This window comes from Pseudomonas sp. NPDC089530 (assembly GCF_050280705.1).
In the GTDB taxonomy this organism is placed as follows: Bacteria; Pseudomonadota; Gammaproteobacteria; order Pseudomonadales; family Pseudomonadaceae; genus Aquipseudomonas.
Genome location: NZ_JBNNVU010000010.1, coordinates 63,091 through 77,852 on the forward strand (window position 1 = coordinate 63,091; position 14,762 = coordinate 77,852).

Below are 14,762 nucleotides of genomic sequence, written 5' to 3' on the forward strand. Positions count from 1 at the left end.
GCAGGGGCTTGGCTAATCTCGCATAAACACGCAAAAACAGGCATAACCATGCAAAATGAGCATTCAGTCGCCGAGCTGCCCCATGTGCGCCGGCAGAAGATCCTGTTACTGCTCGAACGCGACGGCAAGGTCATGGCTTCCGAGCTCAGCCAGCATTTCGCGGTCTCGGAAGACACCATTCGCCGGGACCTGGCGGAACTGGCCGACGCCGGGCTGTTGCAGCGGGTCCACGGCGGCGCGCTGCCACGGCCCAAGGACACCGGCAAGGATGTGTTCACCCGCCTGGGGGAAAGCAGCGAGGTCAAGCGCCAGCTGGCCAGGCTCGGCGCGCAGCGGGTGCGGGACGGGCAGATCGTGCTGTTCGACTCGGGCTCCACCACGCTGCTGATCGCCCAGTCCCTGCCTGCCGATATCGGCATCACCGCGGTCACCGCCTCGCCGCTGATCGCCGTCGCCCTGGCCGAATACCCGCGCAGCCAGGTGATCCTCGCCGGCGGCCGGCTCAACCCGGCGACCCTGTCCTCCGGCGGGCATGAGGCGCTGCGGCTGATCCAGGGTATCCGCGCCGACCTGCTGTTCACCGGGGTCTGCGCCATCCACCCGGAAGTCGGCATCACCTCGCTGCATTTCGACGAAGTGCCGGTGAAACAAGCCCTGCTCGACAGTGCCTCTCAGGTGATCGCAGTGACCACCGCCGACAAGCTCGGCGCGGTGGAGCCCTTTACCGTGGCGCCGTGCACGCGCCTGCATACCTTGATCACCGAGCCGCACCTGGCCTCGGGCAGCGTCGAGGACTATCGGCGCCTGGGCATCGAGGTGGTGCAGGCGCCGGAGTAATGTCGGGGAGAGGCTTCAGGCCTGGCGCTGCTCAGGCCGGGTCCGTGGCTGTCGGCTGAAGAACGGCGCGATAACGCTCTTCGAAATCCTCAGCCAGTTGTGCCAGGGTGATCTTGCCCAGGCGTTCGACCAGCAAGGCCTGGGCGGCTTCGAAGACTTCGCTGAGGGCGGTATTGACGGCTTGTTCCACCAAGCACTCCGGATGGTCGGTGGACAGGCCGATGGCGAAGATCGAGTTGCTGCCCAGGGCCTGGTGGATGTCCAGCAGGGTCATGTCCGACAACGCCCGGGCCAGGCTCCAGCCGCCGCGATGGCCCTTCTCCGAACGCACATAGCCTTGCTCCTTGAGCAGGGCCATGGTGCGCCGTACCACCACCGGGTTGGTGCCCAGCATCTGGGCGATGGTCTCCGAGGTGGCGGGGCTGTCGTGCCGGTCCATGTGGATCAGCACGTGCAGCATGCGCGATAGCCGGGTGTCGTTTCTCATCGCAAGCTCAGTATTTGTGGGGGGCGGGCGAGGGCGGAGTATCGCTTGTAATGATAAAAGTTACGAGACCGTTGACGCTGTTCTTTCAAGCAACTTACGATGTGACGTGATTTTTTTCACCCTCCGTACCTTGCCTGGGAGAACCCTCCATGGACTATCACGTGATCATTGTCGGCGGCAGCTACGCCGGTATTTCCGCGGGCCTGCAACTGGCCCGGGCGCGCCGCCGGGTGCTGGTGATCGACGCTGCCGAACGGCGTAATCGTTTTGCTGGCACCTCTCACGGTTTTCTCGGGCAGGACGGCCGTTCCCCCGGGCGTATCGCCGAGGAGGCCCGGGAGCAGCTGCTGGCGTACCCCACGGTGGAGTGGCTGGCGGACACTGCGACCGAAGTCGGCAAGGATGCCGAGGGTTTCTGGCTGAGCACCCGCGGCGGTCAGCGCCACAGGGCCCAGCGCTTGATCCTGGCCAGCGGGGTGATCGACGAACTGCCGCGGATCGACGGCCTGGCGGAGCGCTGGGGGCAAAGCGTGTTCCATTGCCCGTACTGTCATGCCTACGAACTGGCAGGTGGGCCTGTGGGCGTGCTGGCGACCTCGGAGTTGTCCCTGCACCAGGCGCTGATGCTGCCGGATTGGGGCCCGACCACCTTGTTCCTCAATGACGTCTTCGTGCCGGACGCCGAGCAACTGGCCAGCCTCGAGCGGCGTGGGGTGCGGCTGGAGCGCGAGCCCGTGCGGTGCGTCGTTGGCGACAAGGCCGAAGTGGTGCTGCTCGATGGCCGAACGATCGCGCTCGCAGGGTTGTTCGTCCAGCCCCGGACCCGCATGGCCAGCCCGCTGGCCGAGGCCTTGGGTTGCGAGTTCGAGCAAGGCCCGCTCGGGGCCTTTATCAAGACCGATCCGACCCGCGAAACCAGCGTGCCGGGGGTGTTCGCCTGCGGCGATGCGGCGACGGCGTTCAGCTCGGTGGCCATCGCCGTGGGCGACGGGGCGAGGACCGGCGCGGGGGCACACCGCTCGCTGATCTTCGGCCCGGCCGCGGCGTGAGGGAGGGGAAGGGCGCCGACTTCACTCGACCCGGCGGAACACCAGCGCCTTCAGACCGCTCTCGCTATCGGTATCGGGAAACTCCGGCGGATTGTCCAGGCGCTGTTCGAAGCGCAGGCCCGGGGCTTCCTGGGTGACGCCGTCGATCAGGAAGTCCGAGGCGAAGGCCGGGTCGTTCATGCAGGCCAGCACGCAGCCGTCCGCCGTGAGCAGCTCCGGCAGGCGCCGCAGCACCCGGGCGTAGTCCTTGGTCAGCAGGAAGCTGCCTTTCTGGAAGGACGGCGGGTCGATGATCACCAGGTCGTAGGGGCCGGCGTTTTTCACCTTGGCCCAGGACTTGAACAGGTCGTGGCCGAGAAAGCTCACCTGGCTCAGGTCGTGGCCGTTGAGCCGGTGATTGTCGCGGCCACGGCTCAGGGCCGGGCGCGACATGTCGAGGTTGACCACATGGCTGGCGCCGCCGGCGATGGCCGCCACCGAGAAGCCGCAGGTGTAGGCGAACAGGTTCAGCACTCGCTTGCCCCGGGCATTGGCGCGTACCCAGTTGCGGCCGTAGCGCATGTCGAGAAACAGGCCGTTGTTCTGCTTCTTGCCCAGGTCCACCCGATAGCGCAGGCCTTCCTCGACCAGGGTCCATTCGTCGATGGCCTCGCCCACCAGCCAGTCCACCGGGCTCTGCAGTTGATAACGGTGCTGCAGGAGCAGGGTGTGGGCGCCACTGGCCTGCCACTCGGGGCCGGTGGCGAGGGTCAGCAGCATTTGCTTGAGCGCCTCCAGCTCCGCCGGATCCGGCTCCTTGAACAGCGCCACCAGCACCACGCCCTGCAACCAGTCGACGGTCAGTTGCTCCAGCCCCGGCCAGCAACGGCCGCGGCCATGGAACAGGCGCCGGGTTTCCGCGGGCGCGGACGCCAGGGCCGTCAGCAGGTGGTGGTGCAGGGTGGAGAGGGCGTCGGGGTTCATCGAAAGAGGGGCCGGCAATCAGGAAAGGGCCGGCATTTTAAACACAAATGCCGCGTTGGGAGCGCGGCACGTCGGTGGCTGGCACCCGTGGCTGGGGCAGGTGCCGGTCGAGCGGGGCCTGCCGGTCAGGTATGGATCAGCGCAATGGTGAAAGAAATCACGATCATGCAGGCGACCGCAAAATTGATATTCATGACGTACTTGTCCGAGGGTTTGAAGGTGGCGCCATTTTGCCGGTATCGGGCGCAAATAAAAAATCCGCTTTCATGATTTGTATGATCGACGGCAATGATGATCGCGTGCCGGGGCGCGCCAAGGCGGCGAGTGGATATCTGCGCGAAGCTGATTATGCTTCAGGGAACCTTGCCGCGCGGCAAGGCCGCCAGCTTTGTTTTCATGCTTTGCGCAGTCCGATGACATCAGCCCCAGGGCCTGGGTGCGGCAATGCTAGAGAGGTACTCCGGCCTAGAACAAGAACAATCCGGAGAAAACCCATGGCGACAATCGACGACACCTCCACGGGCAGCATGCCCAACCGCGGGATCACCAGGGAGGAGCGCAAAGTCATTTTCGCCTCGTCCCTGGGTACCGTTTTCGAGTGGTACGACTTCTACCTGTATGGCTCCCTCGCCGCGATCATCGCCAAGCACTTTTTCGCCGGCGTCAACGAAACCACCTCCTTCATCTTCGCCCTGCTGGCATTCGCCGCGGGCTTTGCCGTGCGGCCGTTCGGCGCCATCGTGTTCGGCCGCCTGGGCGACATGATCGGGCGCAAGCACACCTTCCTCATCACCATCGTCATCATGGGTATCTCCACCGCCGTGGTGGGCATGCTGCCCAGCTACACGTCCATCGGCGTGGCGGCCCCGATCATCCTGATCAGCCTGCGCCTGCTGCAAGGCCTGGCCCTGGGCGGGGAGTACGGCGGCGCGGCGACCTACGTGGCCGAACACGCGCCACAAGGCAAGCGCGGCTACTTCACCTCGTGGATCCAGACCACCGCGACCCTTGGCCTGTTCCTGTCGCTGCTGGTGATCCTGGCCTGCCGCACTGTCCTCGGCACCGAAGCCTTCGAGGCCTGGGGCTGGCGGATTCCCTTCCTGCTGTCGATCCTGCTGCTGATCATTTCGGTGTACATCCGCCTGCAACTCAGCGAGTCGCCGGTGTTCCAGAAGATGAAGGCCGAAGGCAAGGCGTCCAAGGCTCCGCTGACCGAATCCTTCGCCCGCTGGGCCAACCTGCGGATCGTGATCATGGCGCTGCTCGGCGGCACCGCCGGCCAGGCTGTGGTCTGGTACACCGGGCAGTTCTACGCGCTGTTCTTCCTGTTGCAGATGCTCAAGATCGACCCGCAGACCGCCAACCTGTTGATCGCCGGCTCGCTGCTGATCGGCACACCGTTCTTCATCCTGTTCGGCAGCCTGTCCGACCGCATCGGCCGCAAGGGCATCATCATGGCCGGCTGCATCCTCGCGGCGCTGACCTATTTTCCGATCTTCCACGCGCTGACCCAGTACGGTAACCCCGATGTCTTCAGCGCCCAGGAGCGGAACCCTGTCACGGTGATCGCCGATCCCGCTCAATGCTCGTTCCAGTTCGACCCGGTGGGCAAGGCCCGCTTCACCAGTTCCTGCGACCTGGCCAAGAGCGTGCTGGCGAAGAAGGCCATTCCCTACCAGAACGAGACGGCCGAACCCGGTGCCATCGCGCAGGTGCGGATCGGCGAAAAAGTGATGTCGAGCTTCGAAGGCACCGGCATGCCGGCCGCCGACTTCAAGGTTCGGAACGATGCCTTCGTCGCGGCCCTGGGCACCGCCCTCAAGGACGCCGGCTACCCCGAGAAGGCCGACCCGGCCAAGACCCACTACCCGGCGGTGCTGGCGCTGCTGACCCTGCTGGTGATCTACGTGACCATGGTCTACGGTCCGATCGCCGCCTGGCTGGTGGAGCTGTTCCCGGCGCGCATCCGCTACACCTCGATGTCGCTGCCGTATCACATCGGCAACGGCTGGTTCGGCGGCTTCCTGCCGACCGTGGCGTTCGCCATGGTGGCGGCCACTGGGGACATCTACTACGGGCTCTGGTACCCCATCGTCATCGCGGTGATGACGGCGATCCTCGGCACCTTCTTCCTGCCGGAAACCAAGGACCGGGAAATCCACCACGCCTGAAGGCGCTGCCCGTCCTCTCCCGCGGGGGAGAGGGCGGTTCTGCGGCCAAAGGCGGTCAGTCGAAGGCGTCTGGGAAAAAAGGAGTTCGGGAAAACCGGGGAGATTCGCCGCCTGTTTGCAACGCCATGCACAAAAGAGTGCGCCACAGGCATCGGGTCCAATATATCAAGCTGATATCATTCAAGGGCTTGAAAGCCGAGTAGAGAAAGATGAACCGTCGTAAAAAGATAAAGCAGCTATTAACCGCCCACGCCAAAAAGGCGAGTGCCAAACTGGCACCGAAAAACAAGCCTAAATACATCAGCAAGGCTGACCGCTTGAAGCTGGCTGCCTCCGGTCCTGACTCAAGCATGTCTTCCGAGAGCGGATCTGCGTAGATTAAGCACTACTGGACGGTACAAAAGTCATTCGGGAGTATCGTTGTACCCGTGCCAGCCAGCATTGAGACGGTCCGCTTCTGGCCGATTTCAACCTCTCGCAACCGGCTGAAAACGGCCACAAGCGAACTCTCAATTTGCGCCGCTTTCGTTCGATACGGATATTCCAGTCAGGACTCGTACAACCGTGCCTTGTTTATCCAGCAGCGAGTGAATGACAGCTTGCCTGTCAACTGTGCACCTTGCGCGGCAACAGCTTTACAGCTGGGGATGGCAGCTCCTTGGGCTGTGTGGGGGCTTTACTATGAAAGCCTCAGAATTGCCCACTAAGACCCAGCAGTGGCCCCTTCTGGACGATGTCGTAGACAAAGCCATCATGACGATAATTAACCCCCATGGCCCGGTAACCGGCCACCGCCGAAAACCCGGGGGAAAACTCCCAGCCTGCCAGCGCTGCCAGGTCCCAGTCTTCCCGGGACTGCCCGGCGCCCGCCATCCCCCAGGATGACAACCAGAATCGATCGTTCACGGCATAGTGCCCACGCAGGCCTGCTATGGCGTCTGCCCATGTCGCATTGTCGGAGCCCGATAAACCACCAAGAGATCCACCATGGAAGGTGAGGGTGGTGCCGCTGTACCAGACGCGCATGCCACCGACGACATCCAGTCGACGGTTTTCATCACCCAGCACTGTGTAGCCGCCACCCAGGAACCCGGAGGCTGTCTTGCTTTCTACCTCAAGTTTGGTACCCCCAGGCAGGCGGTTGCGGGTGTCGGTGTCGATGTACATCAGGTCGGCGAGCACGCTGTAGGGGCCTCGACGCGCCTCACCCATCAGCATCACCGACAGATCGACCGTCTTGGCGATGTCGGAGAAATCGGATTTTATGAACTGGGTTCCAGTACTGCTATGACCCACGTGTCCACGAATGTCCGCGCCCCATACGTAAGGTCCGCCGTTGAACGTCCAGTCATCGTTGTCTGCCGCCATGGCGGGCCCGGTGGCGATAAAGGCGCCAGCCAGTAGTGCCAGACGTGTTTGCTTGCGCCGCAAAACCGAGCGGGGGGTGTCACCGTGCATGATGGTGTTTCCCCGATCAGTGCTGAGTCAGCGAGAGCGCCACGCCCTCGGCCGCGCAGTCCTCTGTAGGCTTCAAGCCGGCTTTTTGCGCGGCCTTGACCTCTTCCTTCGCGGCCGCCAGATCCGCCAGGAACGTCGGATTGCTATGTAAGCTCGCTACCGTCGCAGCACCCATGATGCGGCCTGCATCGACATCGCTCTGCCAGTGTGCGTCGCAGATGACCCGGCTCTGGCCGAATGACAACCCGCGGGTCATCAACTCGGTTGCACGTGCAGGCTGAATCTCGGCCAGCAACAGCCCCCAGGCCCAACCGGCTGCGGAGTGTCCGGAAGGCCAGGAGCCATCCGTGCGCAGCAGCGGCTCCATGTCTTTGCGACAGGTCCCTTCGTTGTGTGCCACGAAGGGGCGGGTGCGGTTGTAGGCATTCTTTCCGGCATAAGTGGAGCCGCCCGCATCCGACAGGGTGCGCTGCATCAAGGTATAAAGATGCGGTGTATTTTTCTCGGTGATCGGCGTGCCCATCGCGCAGGAGAATGCGTTGGCCGGGCCCGGGAATGACAGCTCCGCATCCGCCGCGGCGAGTTTCTCCCGGGCTGTACCGCGTAGCGACAGCGCTGTTCGCCGTGCTTCCTCATCCCGGGCAAGCGCCGCAGAGTCGGGCTTTGGTGGGGCGCCCAGCAACGCCAGGCGCAATGGCAAGTCTGCCGAGTTCAGATAGCCTGGGGCCAGCTTGAAGTGAGGGTCCGTGACCTGGGTGGCAGCATCGTCGGCAAGCACCAGCCCCGACCAGAGCAGGCCCGCCAGCCCCAACTGCTTATGTACTGTTTTCATCGAGTGTTCCCTTATCAAAACCGGTAAAGAGCATTCAGATAGGCGCCTGCGCCCACGTTTTCACCCGTTAGCGGGCTGTTGCGGGCGTCGGAGACCAGGGCGTAGGTCTTGATGCCGCCTTCCAGCGCCAACTGTGGTTGCCATTGCCACGTTAGGCCCAGCTTCAAGGTCACGTCCCGCATGCCGCCACTCGGGTGGTATTCGTCGAAGCCGGTGCGCGCAGCTTGTTGGGCGGTGACGCCGAAGCGCGCCATCATGTCTTTCTCATTGCTCCAGGTGCCGTATAGGGTCGAGTCCAGGGTCAATGTTGAAGACAGCGCATAGGTTGTGGCGAAGCCGGCTTCCAGGAACGCGGTACGCCCCAGGCTCTCGCCACCGTAATCGCGGCTCTGGCTAGCTTGCAGGCCACGAACGAACAGACGACCGGCCGGCAGGGTCCAATACGCTTCCGCCCCAACAAGAGCGGTGCTGTCCAGGTTGCCCATTCCCTTCAGGTAGTCATCACGACCGCCCAGAGTGTGGATTCTTTCCTTGCGTCCCGGGTCGTAACCCAGCAACAGGGCGATTCCGAAAGGGGACAACCCCGGTAAGTCCCAGCGCAGCCCGTCCGGGAAGGCTGCGGTAAACTTGCCCCAATTTTCGGTAGGTAAGACCGCTTTGAGTTTCAGTGACGGGAACGCGGCGTAGTGTGAGGAGCCTTCGTACAGCGGGCCAACGGCGAGTCCGCCACCTACGGTCACGGAGGGCTCACTTGAATCGTCTGCGTGTACAGGCAACACCATCGCAAATGCGAGGGCCGCGTTTTTCATGAGCGTCGCTTGATATTTGAAAAAGTTTGAACCACCGATGGTTGTCATTGCTTCTTTCCTTTGGTGAAAAATCAAACTTATTGGCGTTTGTGCCTGGTTATAAAAGTCGGGAGTTATTAATTAGAGTGCGACAGGTTGTGGCTTCGGGAAACTCCATTTGCCATTCAGTATTTGTTCGCTCGGCTGATAAAGCCTGACCGTGTAGTTCCAGCCGGGTGTGGTAGGCAGGCAATTAGCGATCTTCCCGTCGCAACCGCCGAATTGGATGACAATCGAGCCATCCTCACTTTTCTGTGCGGTGAAGTTGTTCAACGAATAGGCGTCATAGGGGTTCTTCTGGAAGTAACCGTCGGCGTTATAGACGCTGACAGACCAAAAACTATTGACCGGGACACCTCCAACTTTAAGCCGGTAAACGGTTCTCCCATCGTTCTCAGGCACCACGTTGCCGAGGTAGATAGCGTCCTTGGCTGGGTTCCCACCCCACCCCGTCGCAGTGCCGATCAAGTGATGGATTGGATTGACCGTGCCCTTGGGGCCAAAGGACTGGTTGTAGTCAGGAATCGTCGAACCCAGGACCTCTAGAGCCTCACGCACCCTTGTCTGGCTCGCCTGGTCCCACTTAGGTACTACGAACTCCCCAACCTTGGCTTGGCTGACCGTGATTGCGTCCTGCAGTGCATGTACCTTTTCAAGGTCTTTGCGATCTGCGGGATCGAAGAACGTACGCACAGCAACAAATACATAGCGTGTGCCGATTGCCTCTTTCGCCAGTGTCCGGCGGCCGGCGCCGTAAGTGACGACGGGGACGTAGTGATCTTCATTGATCACCGCCATCGACATGAACCGCCCACCGGCCTCAGGCAAGGTGATCGTGACGGGGCCTGCATCGAGATCGAACACTGCCGACGAATAGAGTGTGTCCCGATTCATCCGGACCACATTCTGGGCGTCGATGGGCACCGCTTCGCGGCTATGAACAAACCGGCCCAAACTGCCACTTGCCACCATTTTTCCCAAGTAGAGGTCGGATTCGGCACGAACAAAGTTATCTACACCCACCGCTATCGCCGCCTCCGGGGATGACTGAGCGTTCGCACTTCCAAAAGCTGCCAGCGCCATGACAAGGATGCAGGCCGTGGATGAATGGGACATTTAAACCTCTTGGTTTTATAAGGTGGCGTTAATTTTTTGACTGTATAAGAACGCCTTTGCGCAAACTTGCCATTTGGTGCCAAAAGCAATGCGAGCGCGTACGCGAAGGCCGCCCCGGAAAGGGGGCAAATGTTTTGGGGGAGGGGTTAGACGAGGATGTTAACGGTCTTGTTTCAAGAGGGCGCGATAGTGCGACGGCGGGCTCCCCGTCCAACGCTTGAAGGCGCGGGTAAAGTGCGCTGGATCGCTGTAGCCGACCATATAGGCAATTTCGGTCGCGCTGTATCTGCCGCTGGCAATCAACTGAAGGGCTTCACTGCGACGTGTCTCGTCACGTAAAGCGTCGAAGTCGATGCCGCAATGTTCGAGACGCCGCTGCAGTGTTCGAGCGGACAGTCCAATTTTTCTTGAAATCGTGACAAGTTTGGAACGTTCCTGATCCGCCATCTGCTGGACGAGCACGTCAGTTGCGTCAGCGGTCGACTTCAAGGCTTGGGTGGTTTTCCAGGCAACATCTCGAACAGGCTGCAGGGGAATCTCAAGCAACTCACGATCAAATTCGATCATGTTGTACCCAGCGTTCATTACGAGGTTCGGGCCCAGGTACTCTTCAAGCGCCTCGTCGCCTCGCTCTCTCGGGTTTTTTAGATGTACCCGTATAGCACCCGGCGCGCCGGACATGAGCGGCACTTTTCTAAGCACCGCAAGGGTGCCGAAAATGACCTGCTTCGGATCAGCCCCGTGGTGCCCGGTAAAGTGTTGGATCAGTTTTGTCGTGCGGCCTTCGGTGACGATTTTTACTTCGCTTCCCTGATGCAGCAAATCCGTATGGACCGCCGCCGCTGCACACGCCTGAGCGAGGTTGGTTGAGCCCAATATCAATTCGCCCCATACACCGGTTGAGCGCATATCGGTCAGGTGCCCCACCGTCGCCCCGCCAAAGGGATCCTGTGCAATGGCTGCCATTTCATTGGCTATATGAAAGCAGGCCGCTCGCGGTACCCAGGCTTCAGGATTTTGAAAAACATGAGGGGAAATATCAAAACGTCGAAAGAACTCCAGCGGCAACACCCCTCGCATGCTCAGATAGGGGGCTATTGGCCTAAGTGTGCTGAGTTTGATGGCTGGCGTAGCATTCGTCATGGATGTCCGCACCTGCTTTTAAAGGCAATGCACTTGAAAACCGTCTTGGCACGCTGGTAAACACTAGCAAAATTTTTGCCAAAGTCGCGCTACTGACAGCACAGTAACGCGTGCAGATAGATTTCAAGGAGGAAGCACCTCCAAAAAGGAAAGGCTACTGTGCGAACCAAGGAGATGCCAGGGTAAGAAAGTGGCGTCTTCTGCCTGTTTTCTCACCTTCGTCTAGCGGTTGAGCTTCCAGGACTTTCTGAATCGGCCCAGATTTTATAGACACCTTTCAGTGTCCGCTGGACTACCCCCGGTACGATAGGCATCCCCGGCCTAAGCTTTGAGCATAGGAGGAAGTCTATGAGCACCCAGCGATTTACCCCGGAATTCAAGGCCGAAGCCGTCAGGCAGGTCATCGAACGCGGATACTCAGTGGCAGTAATCGACCCCGGGCCGTCGCTCGCTGCTACCGCAAGCCAACCCTATCGGATGATTGCGCACGATCATCTCTGCGCGGAGCGAGCCTACAAAGCTTGCGACAGTGAGGGGGCGTGGGGGCAAACGGACGGCGCGCTATTTGATCTGCACAATGGCCGGTCCTTCCGTCACGATCGGCGGGTCGGCGTGGATATTCGAGGCATTTTTCTGAATCCAGTCGCGCGCGATTTTCAAGCTCGCATCGGTGCCGGTCTTGTCCGTGCAAACCGTCACGGATGTACCGCCATCACCCGTATTCAGCAGGGTGTAGCTGATGAGGCCGGGCACCGTCCGCAGGGCCGCTTCGACTTCGGCGTTGCGCTCTTCCAGAAGCTTGAACAGCTGCTTGGCTCCAGTACCCAGGTAGGTTCGTATCACCGCATACATGGTCGTCTCCTTGGGGAGTACGTCTTGATGTCAATCCAGATCCGCTGATGGCCGTTATCACTCAGGTTCAAGTCCGCCCTGATTTATTAAGCTTAGCCAAGCGCCGGTGCCAGGCGGAAGGTAACGACCACTGGCCGCTTGCCGCTCATTGGAAAAGCCCCATCCTCGACCCGCCCCAGTCGTTCGCAGGGACCGTCAACCGCCCGATGACGCGCGTGCCATGGCGCGTACCGGGTGTCTGCTGGTCGAGGAGGCGGACCTTTTTACCCAGTGGGCTCAGGTGGTTTTCCCGCCGATTCGCCCACGTCCTGCGCCGGGCCTGTAGACTGGCGCGCGCAGGCTGGTGCCGCCACGGCTCCAGCGACCCTTTCCTTATCACCCCCGAACAAGAGTGCCCCCATGGCCAACCACGATATCGACTTCATTCCCGATCCGGACGCGGACTCCATTTCTTCCGACGTTGCCGGTTTCGGCGGCCTGCTGGTCTCCACCCAGATCCCCACCCGCGCCGACGGCAGCCTGGAGCTGGGTGACATCACTGCGCAGAGCGAGTGCACCCTGCAGGCGCTCAAGGTGGCGCTGGAAAAGGCCGGCAGTTCCATGGACCGGGTCCTGCACCTGACCATCTACCTCACCGACATGGCCGACCGCGCAGCGTTCAACGAGGTCTATAAACGCTTCTTCGCCAAGCCCTGGCCGGTGCGCGCCGCCGTGGGCGTGGCGTCCCTGGCGGTCGAGGGCATGAAGGTGGAAGTCACCGCGATGGCGGCCAAGGCCTGAGTTTCCCGCGGTATCCGGCGGCGCTGCTTGCTAAGTGGGCGCCACCGGGCAGGCTACGGGTGCCGGTCGGGCGTTTCGCCGCTACAATGCGCGCCTCGACCGTGACAAGCCTGACTAAAAAAATATGTCCTTGCCCAAGCATCACCTGGAATTGCTCAGCCCTGCCCGCGATGTGGCCATCGCCCGCGAGGCCATCCTGCATGGCGCCGACGCCGTGTACATCGGCGGCCCGAGCTTCGGCGCGCGCCACAACGCCTGCAACGAGGTGAGCGAAATCGCCGAGCTGGTGGAGTTCGCCCGGCGCTACCACGCGCGGATCTTCACCACCCTCAACACCATCCTCCACGACAACGAACTGGAGCCGGCGCGCAAGCTGATCCACCAGTTGTACGACGCCGGCGTCGACGCGCTGATCGTCCAGGACCTGGGCGTGATGGAGCTGGACATTCCGCCGATCGAGCTGCACGCCAGCACCCAGACCGATATCCGCACCCTGGCCCGGGCCAAGTTCCTCGACCAGGCCGGTTTCTCGCAGCTGGTTTTGGCCCGCGAGCTGAACCTCCAGGAAATCCGCGCCATCGCCGACGAGACCGACGCGGCGATCGAGTTCTTCATCCATGGCGCGCTGTGCGTGGCCTTCTCCGGCCAGTGCAACATCTCCCATGCGCAGACCGGCCGCAGCGCCAACCGCGGCGACTGCTCCCAGGCCTGCCGCCTGCCGTACACCCTGAAAGACGAAAAGGGCGGGGTGATCGCCTACGAGAAACACCTGCTGTCGATGAAGGACAACAACCAGAGCGCCAACATCCGCGCCCTGGTGGAGGCCGGCGTGCGCTCGTTCAAGATCGAAGGGCGCTACAAGGACATGGGCTATGTGAAGAACATCACCGCCTACTACCGCCAGCGCCTGGACGCCGTGCTCGAAGACCGCCCGGATCTGGCCCGCGCCTCCAGCGGCCGTACTGCGCATTTCTTCGTGCCCGATCCGGAGAAAACCTTCCACCGCGGCAGCACCGATTATTTCGTCACCGATCGCAAGATCGACATCGGCGCCTTCGACTCGCCGACCTTCACCGGCCTGCCGGTGGGCGTGGTGGAGAAGGTCGGCAAGCGCGACATGCAAGTGGTGACCCATGAGCCGCTGTCCAACGGCGACGGCCTCAACGTGCTGGTCAAGCGCGAAGTGGTGGGCTTCCGCGCCAACATCGCCGAGCCGAAAGGCGAGTTCGAAGAAGAAGGCGAAAAGCGCTACCGCTACCGCGTCGAGCCCAACGAAATGCCGGAAGGCATGTACAAGCTGCGGCCGAACCATCCGCTGAGCCGCAACCTGGACCACAACTGGCAGCAGGCTTTGCAGAAGACCTCCGCCGAGCGCCGCGTCGGCCTGGGCTGGGTCGCGCGCCTGCGCGAAGAGCGCCTGGAACTGACCGCCACCAGCGAGGAGGGCATCAGCGCCAGCGTCGCCTTGGACGGTCCGTTCGGTGTGGCCAACAAGCCGGAACAGGCCCTGGAGCAATTGCAGGACCTGCTGGGCCAGCTGGGCACCACCCAGTACCACGCCACCGGCGTCAAGCTGGATGCGCCGCAGGCGTATTTCATCCCCAACTCGCAGCTCAAGGCCCTGCGCCGCGACGCCATCGAGGCGCTGACCCAGGCCCGGGTCGCCGCGCACCCACGGGGCGGGCGCAAGGCCGAAACCACGCCGCCGCCGGTGTACCCGGAATCGCACCTGTCGTTCCTGGCCAACGTCTACAACCAGAAGGCCCGCGACTTCTACCACCGCCATGGGGTCAAGCTGATCGACGCCGCCTACGAGGCCCATGAAGAAGCGGGCGAAGTGCCGGTGATGATCACCAAGCACTGCCTGCGTTTCTCCTTCAACCTCTGCCCGAAACAGGCCAAGGGCGTCACCGGCGTGCGCACCAAGGTCGCGCCGATGCAGCTGATTCACGGCGACGAGGTGCTGACCCTGAAGTTCGACTGCAAGCCGTGCGAGATGCACATCATCGGCAAGATGAAAGGCCACATCCTCAACATGCCGCAACCGGGCAGCGTGGTCGGCCACATCAGCCCCGAAGACCTGCTCAAGACCATCCCGCGCGCTCCGCACTGAGTGACGGGCGAGCGCGGTGCCAAGGCGCCGCGCTCGTCGGTCCGTTTCAATCCTGCTATCGGCCCTTGGCCAATCCTTCCCCAGCCAGCAGAATCCCGGGTTCCCATTCCCGG

14 protein-coding genes and 1 pseudogene are annotated in these 14,762 nt (G+C 62.0%); 7 read left to right on the forward strand and 8 right to left on the reverse strand.

The genetic code is table 11. The annotated features are described in order from the left end of the window. The first annotated feature begins 48 nt into the window (after positions 1–48). Positions 49–837 (forward strand): DeoR/GlpR family DNA-binding transcription regulator, encoded by a 789-nt coding sequence (locus tag ACQKQA_RS06335; RefSeq protein ID WP_427554628.1) that lies wholly within the window; start codon positions 49–51, stop codon positions 835–837. 31 nt (positions 838–868) lie between these two features. On the opposite strand, the gene ACQKQA_RS06340 is transcribed toward ACQKQA_RS06335, so the two are convergent. Next, positions 869–1,324, reverse strand: coding sequence for an Rrf2 family transcriptional regulator (locus tag ACQKQA_RS06340; protein WP_427554630.1), 456 nt, complete (start codon positions 1,322–1,324; stop codon positions 869–871). A 149-nt stretch (positions 1,325–1,473) separates the two neighbouring features. Between ACQKQA_RS06340 and ACQKQA_RS06345 the strand changes: the two genes are divergently transcribed. Continuing rightward, entirely contained in the window at positions 1,474–2,373 is a 900-nt protein-coding gene (locus ACQKQA_RS06345; protein ID WP_427554632.1) for an NAD(P)/FAD-dependent oxidoreductase, read from the forward strand. Positions 2,374–2,394: 21 nt separating this feature from the next. Here ACQKQA_RS06345 and ACQKQA_RS06350 read toward each other — a convergent pair whose 3' ends face one another. Continuing rightward, positions 2,395–3,336, reverse strand: coding sequence for a class I SAM-dependent methyltransferase (locus ACQKQA_RS06350; RefSeq protein WP_427554634.1), 942 nt, complete (start codon positions 3,334–3,336; stop codon positions 2,395–2,397). Positions 3,337–3,830: 494 nt separating this feature from the next. On the opposite strand from ACQKQA_RS06350, the gene ACQKQA_RS06355 reads away from it, so the two are divergent. Then, positions 3,831–5,507 (forward strand): MFS transporter, encoded by a 1,677-nt coding sequence (locus ACQKQA_RS06355; protein ID WP_427554636.1) that lies wholly within the window; start codon positions 3,831–3,833, stop codon positions 5,505–5,507. Positions 5,508–5,716: 209 nt separating this feature from the next. After that, positions 5,717–5,884 (forward strand): DUF2986 domain-containing protein, encoded by a 168-nt coding sequence (locus ACQKQA_RS06360; protein WP_427554638.1) that lies wholly within the window; start codon positions 5,717–5,719, stop codon positions 5,882–5,884. Between the two features lie 313 nt (positions 5,885–6,197). On the opposite strand, the gene ACQKQA_RS06365 is transcribed toward ACQKQA_RS06360, so the two are convergent. From ACQKQA_RS06365 to ACQKQA_RS06385, 5 genes are all read right to left on the reverse strand, one after another. Next, a complete protein-coding gene (locus tag ACQKQA_RS06365) occupies positions 6,198–6,968 on the reverse strand; it encodes a hypothetical protein (protein WP_427554725.1) in 771 nt (256 codons plus the stop codon). A 13-nt stretch (positions 6,969–6,981) separates the two neighbouring features. Next, positions 6,982–7,797, reverse strand: coding sequence for an acid phosphatase (locus ACQKQA_RS06370; protein WP_427554640.1), 816 nt, complete (start codon positions 7,795–7,797; stop codon positions 6,982–6,984). Positions 7,798–7,811: 14 nt separating this feature from the next. Further along, positions 7,812–8,654, reverse strand: a complete 843-nt coding sequence (locus ACQKQA_RS06375; protein WP_427554642.1) for a MipA/OmpV family protein — start codon at positions 8,652–8,654, stop codon at positions 7,812–7,814. A 72-nt stretch (positions 8,655–8,726) separates the two neighbouring features. Continuing rightward, positions 8,727–9,761 (reverse strand): DUF1254 domain-containing protein, encoded by a 1,035-nt coding sequence (locus ACQKQA_RS06380; RefSeq protein ID WP_427554644.1) that lies wholly within the window; start codon positions 9,759–9,761, stop codon positions 8,727–8,729. 159 nt (positions 9,762–9,920) lie between these two features. After that, positions 9,921–10,904 (reverse strand): helix-turn-helix domain-containing protein, encoded by a 984-nt coding sequence (locus tag ACQKQA_RS06385; RefSeq protein ID WP_427554646.1) that lies wholly within the window; start codon positions 10,902–10,904, stop codon positions 9,921–9,923. Positions 10,905–11,252: 348 nt separating this feature from the next. Between ACQKQA_RS06385 and ACQKQA_RS06390 the strand changes: the two are divergent. Continuing rightward, positions 11,253–11,340, forward strand: a pseudogene (locus ACQKQA_RS06390) (transposase); the annotation flags it as partial. Between the two features lie 125 nt (positions 11,341–11,465). Here the strand turns inward: ACQKQA_RS06390 and ACQKQA_RS06395 are convergent. Next, positions 11,466–11,756 carry a hypothetical protein gene (locus ACQKQA_RS06395; RefSeq protein WP_427554648.1) on the reverse strand — a complete coding sequence of 97 codons (291 nt, stop codon included), beginning with the start codon at positions 11,754–11,756 and terminating at the stop codon, positions 11,466–11,468. A gap of 399 nt (positions 11,757–12,155) precedes the next feature. Between ACQKQA_RS06395 and ACQKQA_RS06400 the strand changes: the two genes are divergently transcribed. Next, positions 12,156–12,536, forward strand: coding sequence for a RidA family protein (locus tag ACQKQA_RS06400; RefSeq protein ID WP_427554650.1), 381 nt, complete (start codon positions 12,156–12,158; stop codon positions 12,534–12,536). Between the two features lie 124 nt (positions 12,537–12,660). Then, positions 12,661–14,649 carry a peptidase U32 family protein gene (locus ACQKQA_RS06405; protein WP_427554652.1) on the forward strand — a complete coding sequence of 663 codons (1,989 nt, stop codon included), beginning with the start codon at positions 12,661–12,663 and terminating at the stop codon, positions 14,647–14,649. Positions 14,650–14,762: the final 113 nt, after the last annotated feature.

Bases quoted from the DNA above. Each gene is read 5' to 3' on its own strand.
- ACQKQA_RS06335 (WP_427554628.1), top strand. From the start codon at position 49: ATGCAAAATGAGCATTCAGTCGCCGAGCTGCCCCATGTGCGCCGGCAG.
- ACQKQA_RS06340 (WP_427554630.1), bottom strand. From the start codon at position 1,324: ATGAGAAACGACACCCGGCTATCGCGCATGCTGCACGTGCTGATCCAC.
- ACQKQA_RS06345 (WP_427554632.1), top strand. From the start codon at position 1,474: ATGGACTATCACGTGATCATTGTCGGCGGCAGCTACGCCGGTATTTCC.
- ACQKQA_RS06350 (WP_427554634.1), bottom strand. From the start codon at position 3,336: ATGAACCCCGACGCCCTCTCCACCCTGCACCACCACCTGCTGACGGCC.
- ACQKQA_RS06355 (WP_427554636.1), top strand. From the start codon at position 3,831: ATGGCGACAATCGACGACACCTCCACGGGCAGCATGCCCAACCGCGGG.
- ACQKQA_RS06360 (WP_427554638.1), top strand. From the start codon at position 5,717: ATGAACCGTCGTAAAAAGATAAAGCAGCTATTAACCGCCCACGCCAAA.
- ACQKQA_RS06370 (WP_427554640.1), bottom strand. From the start codon at position 7,797: ATGAAAACAGTACATAAGCAGTTGGGGCTGGCGGGCCTGCTCTGGTCG.
- ACQKQA_RS06375 (WP_427554642.1), bottom strand. From the start codon at position 8,654: ATGACAACCATCGGTGGTTCAAACTTTTTCAAATATCAAGCGACGCTC.
- ACQKQA_RS06380 (WP_427554644.1), bottom strand. From the start codon at position 9,761: ATGTCCCATTCATCCACGGCCTGCATCCTTGTCATGGCGCTGGCAGCT.
- ACQKQA_RS06385 (WP_427554646.1), bottom strand. From the start codon at position 10,904: ATGACGAATGCTACGCCAGCCATCAAACTCAGCACACTTAGGCCAATA.
- ACQKQA_RS06395 (WP_427554648.1), bottom strand. From the start codon at position 11,756: ATGTATGCGGTGATACGAACCTACCTGGGTACTGGAGCCAAGCAGCTG.
- ACQKQA_RS06400 (WP_427554650.1), top strand. From the start codon at position 12,156: ATGGCCAACCACGATATCGACTTCATTCCCGATCCGGACGCGGACTCC.
- ACQKQA_RS06405 (WP_427554652.1), top strand. From the start codon at position 12,661: ATGTCCTTGCCCAAGCATCACCTGGAATTGCTCAGCCCTGCCCGCGAT.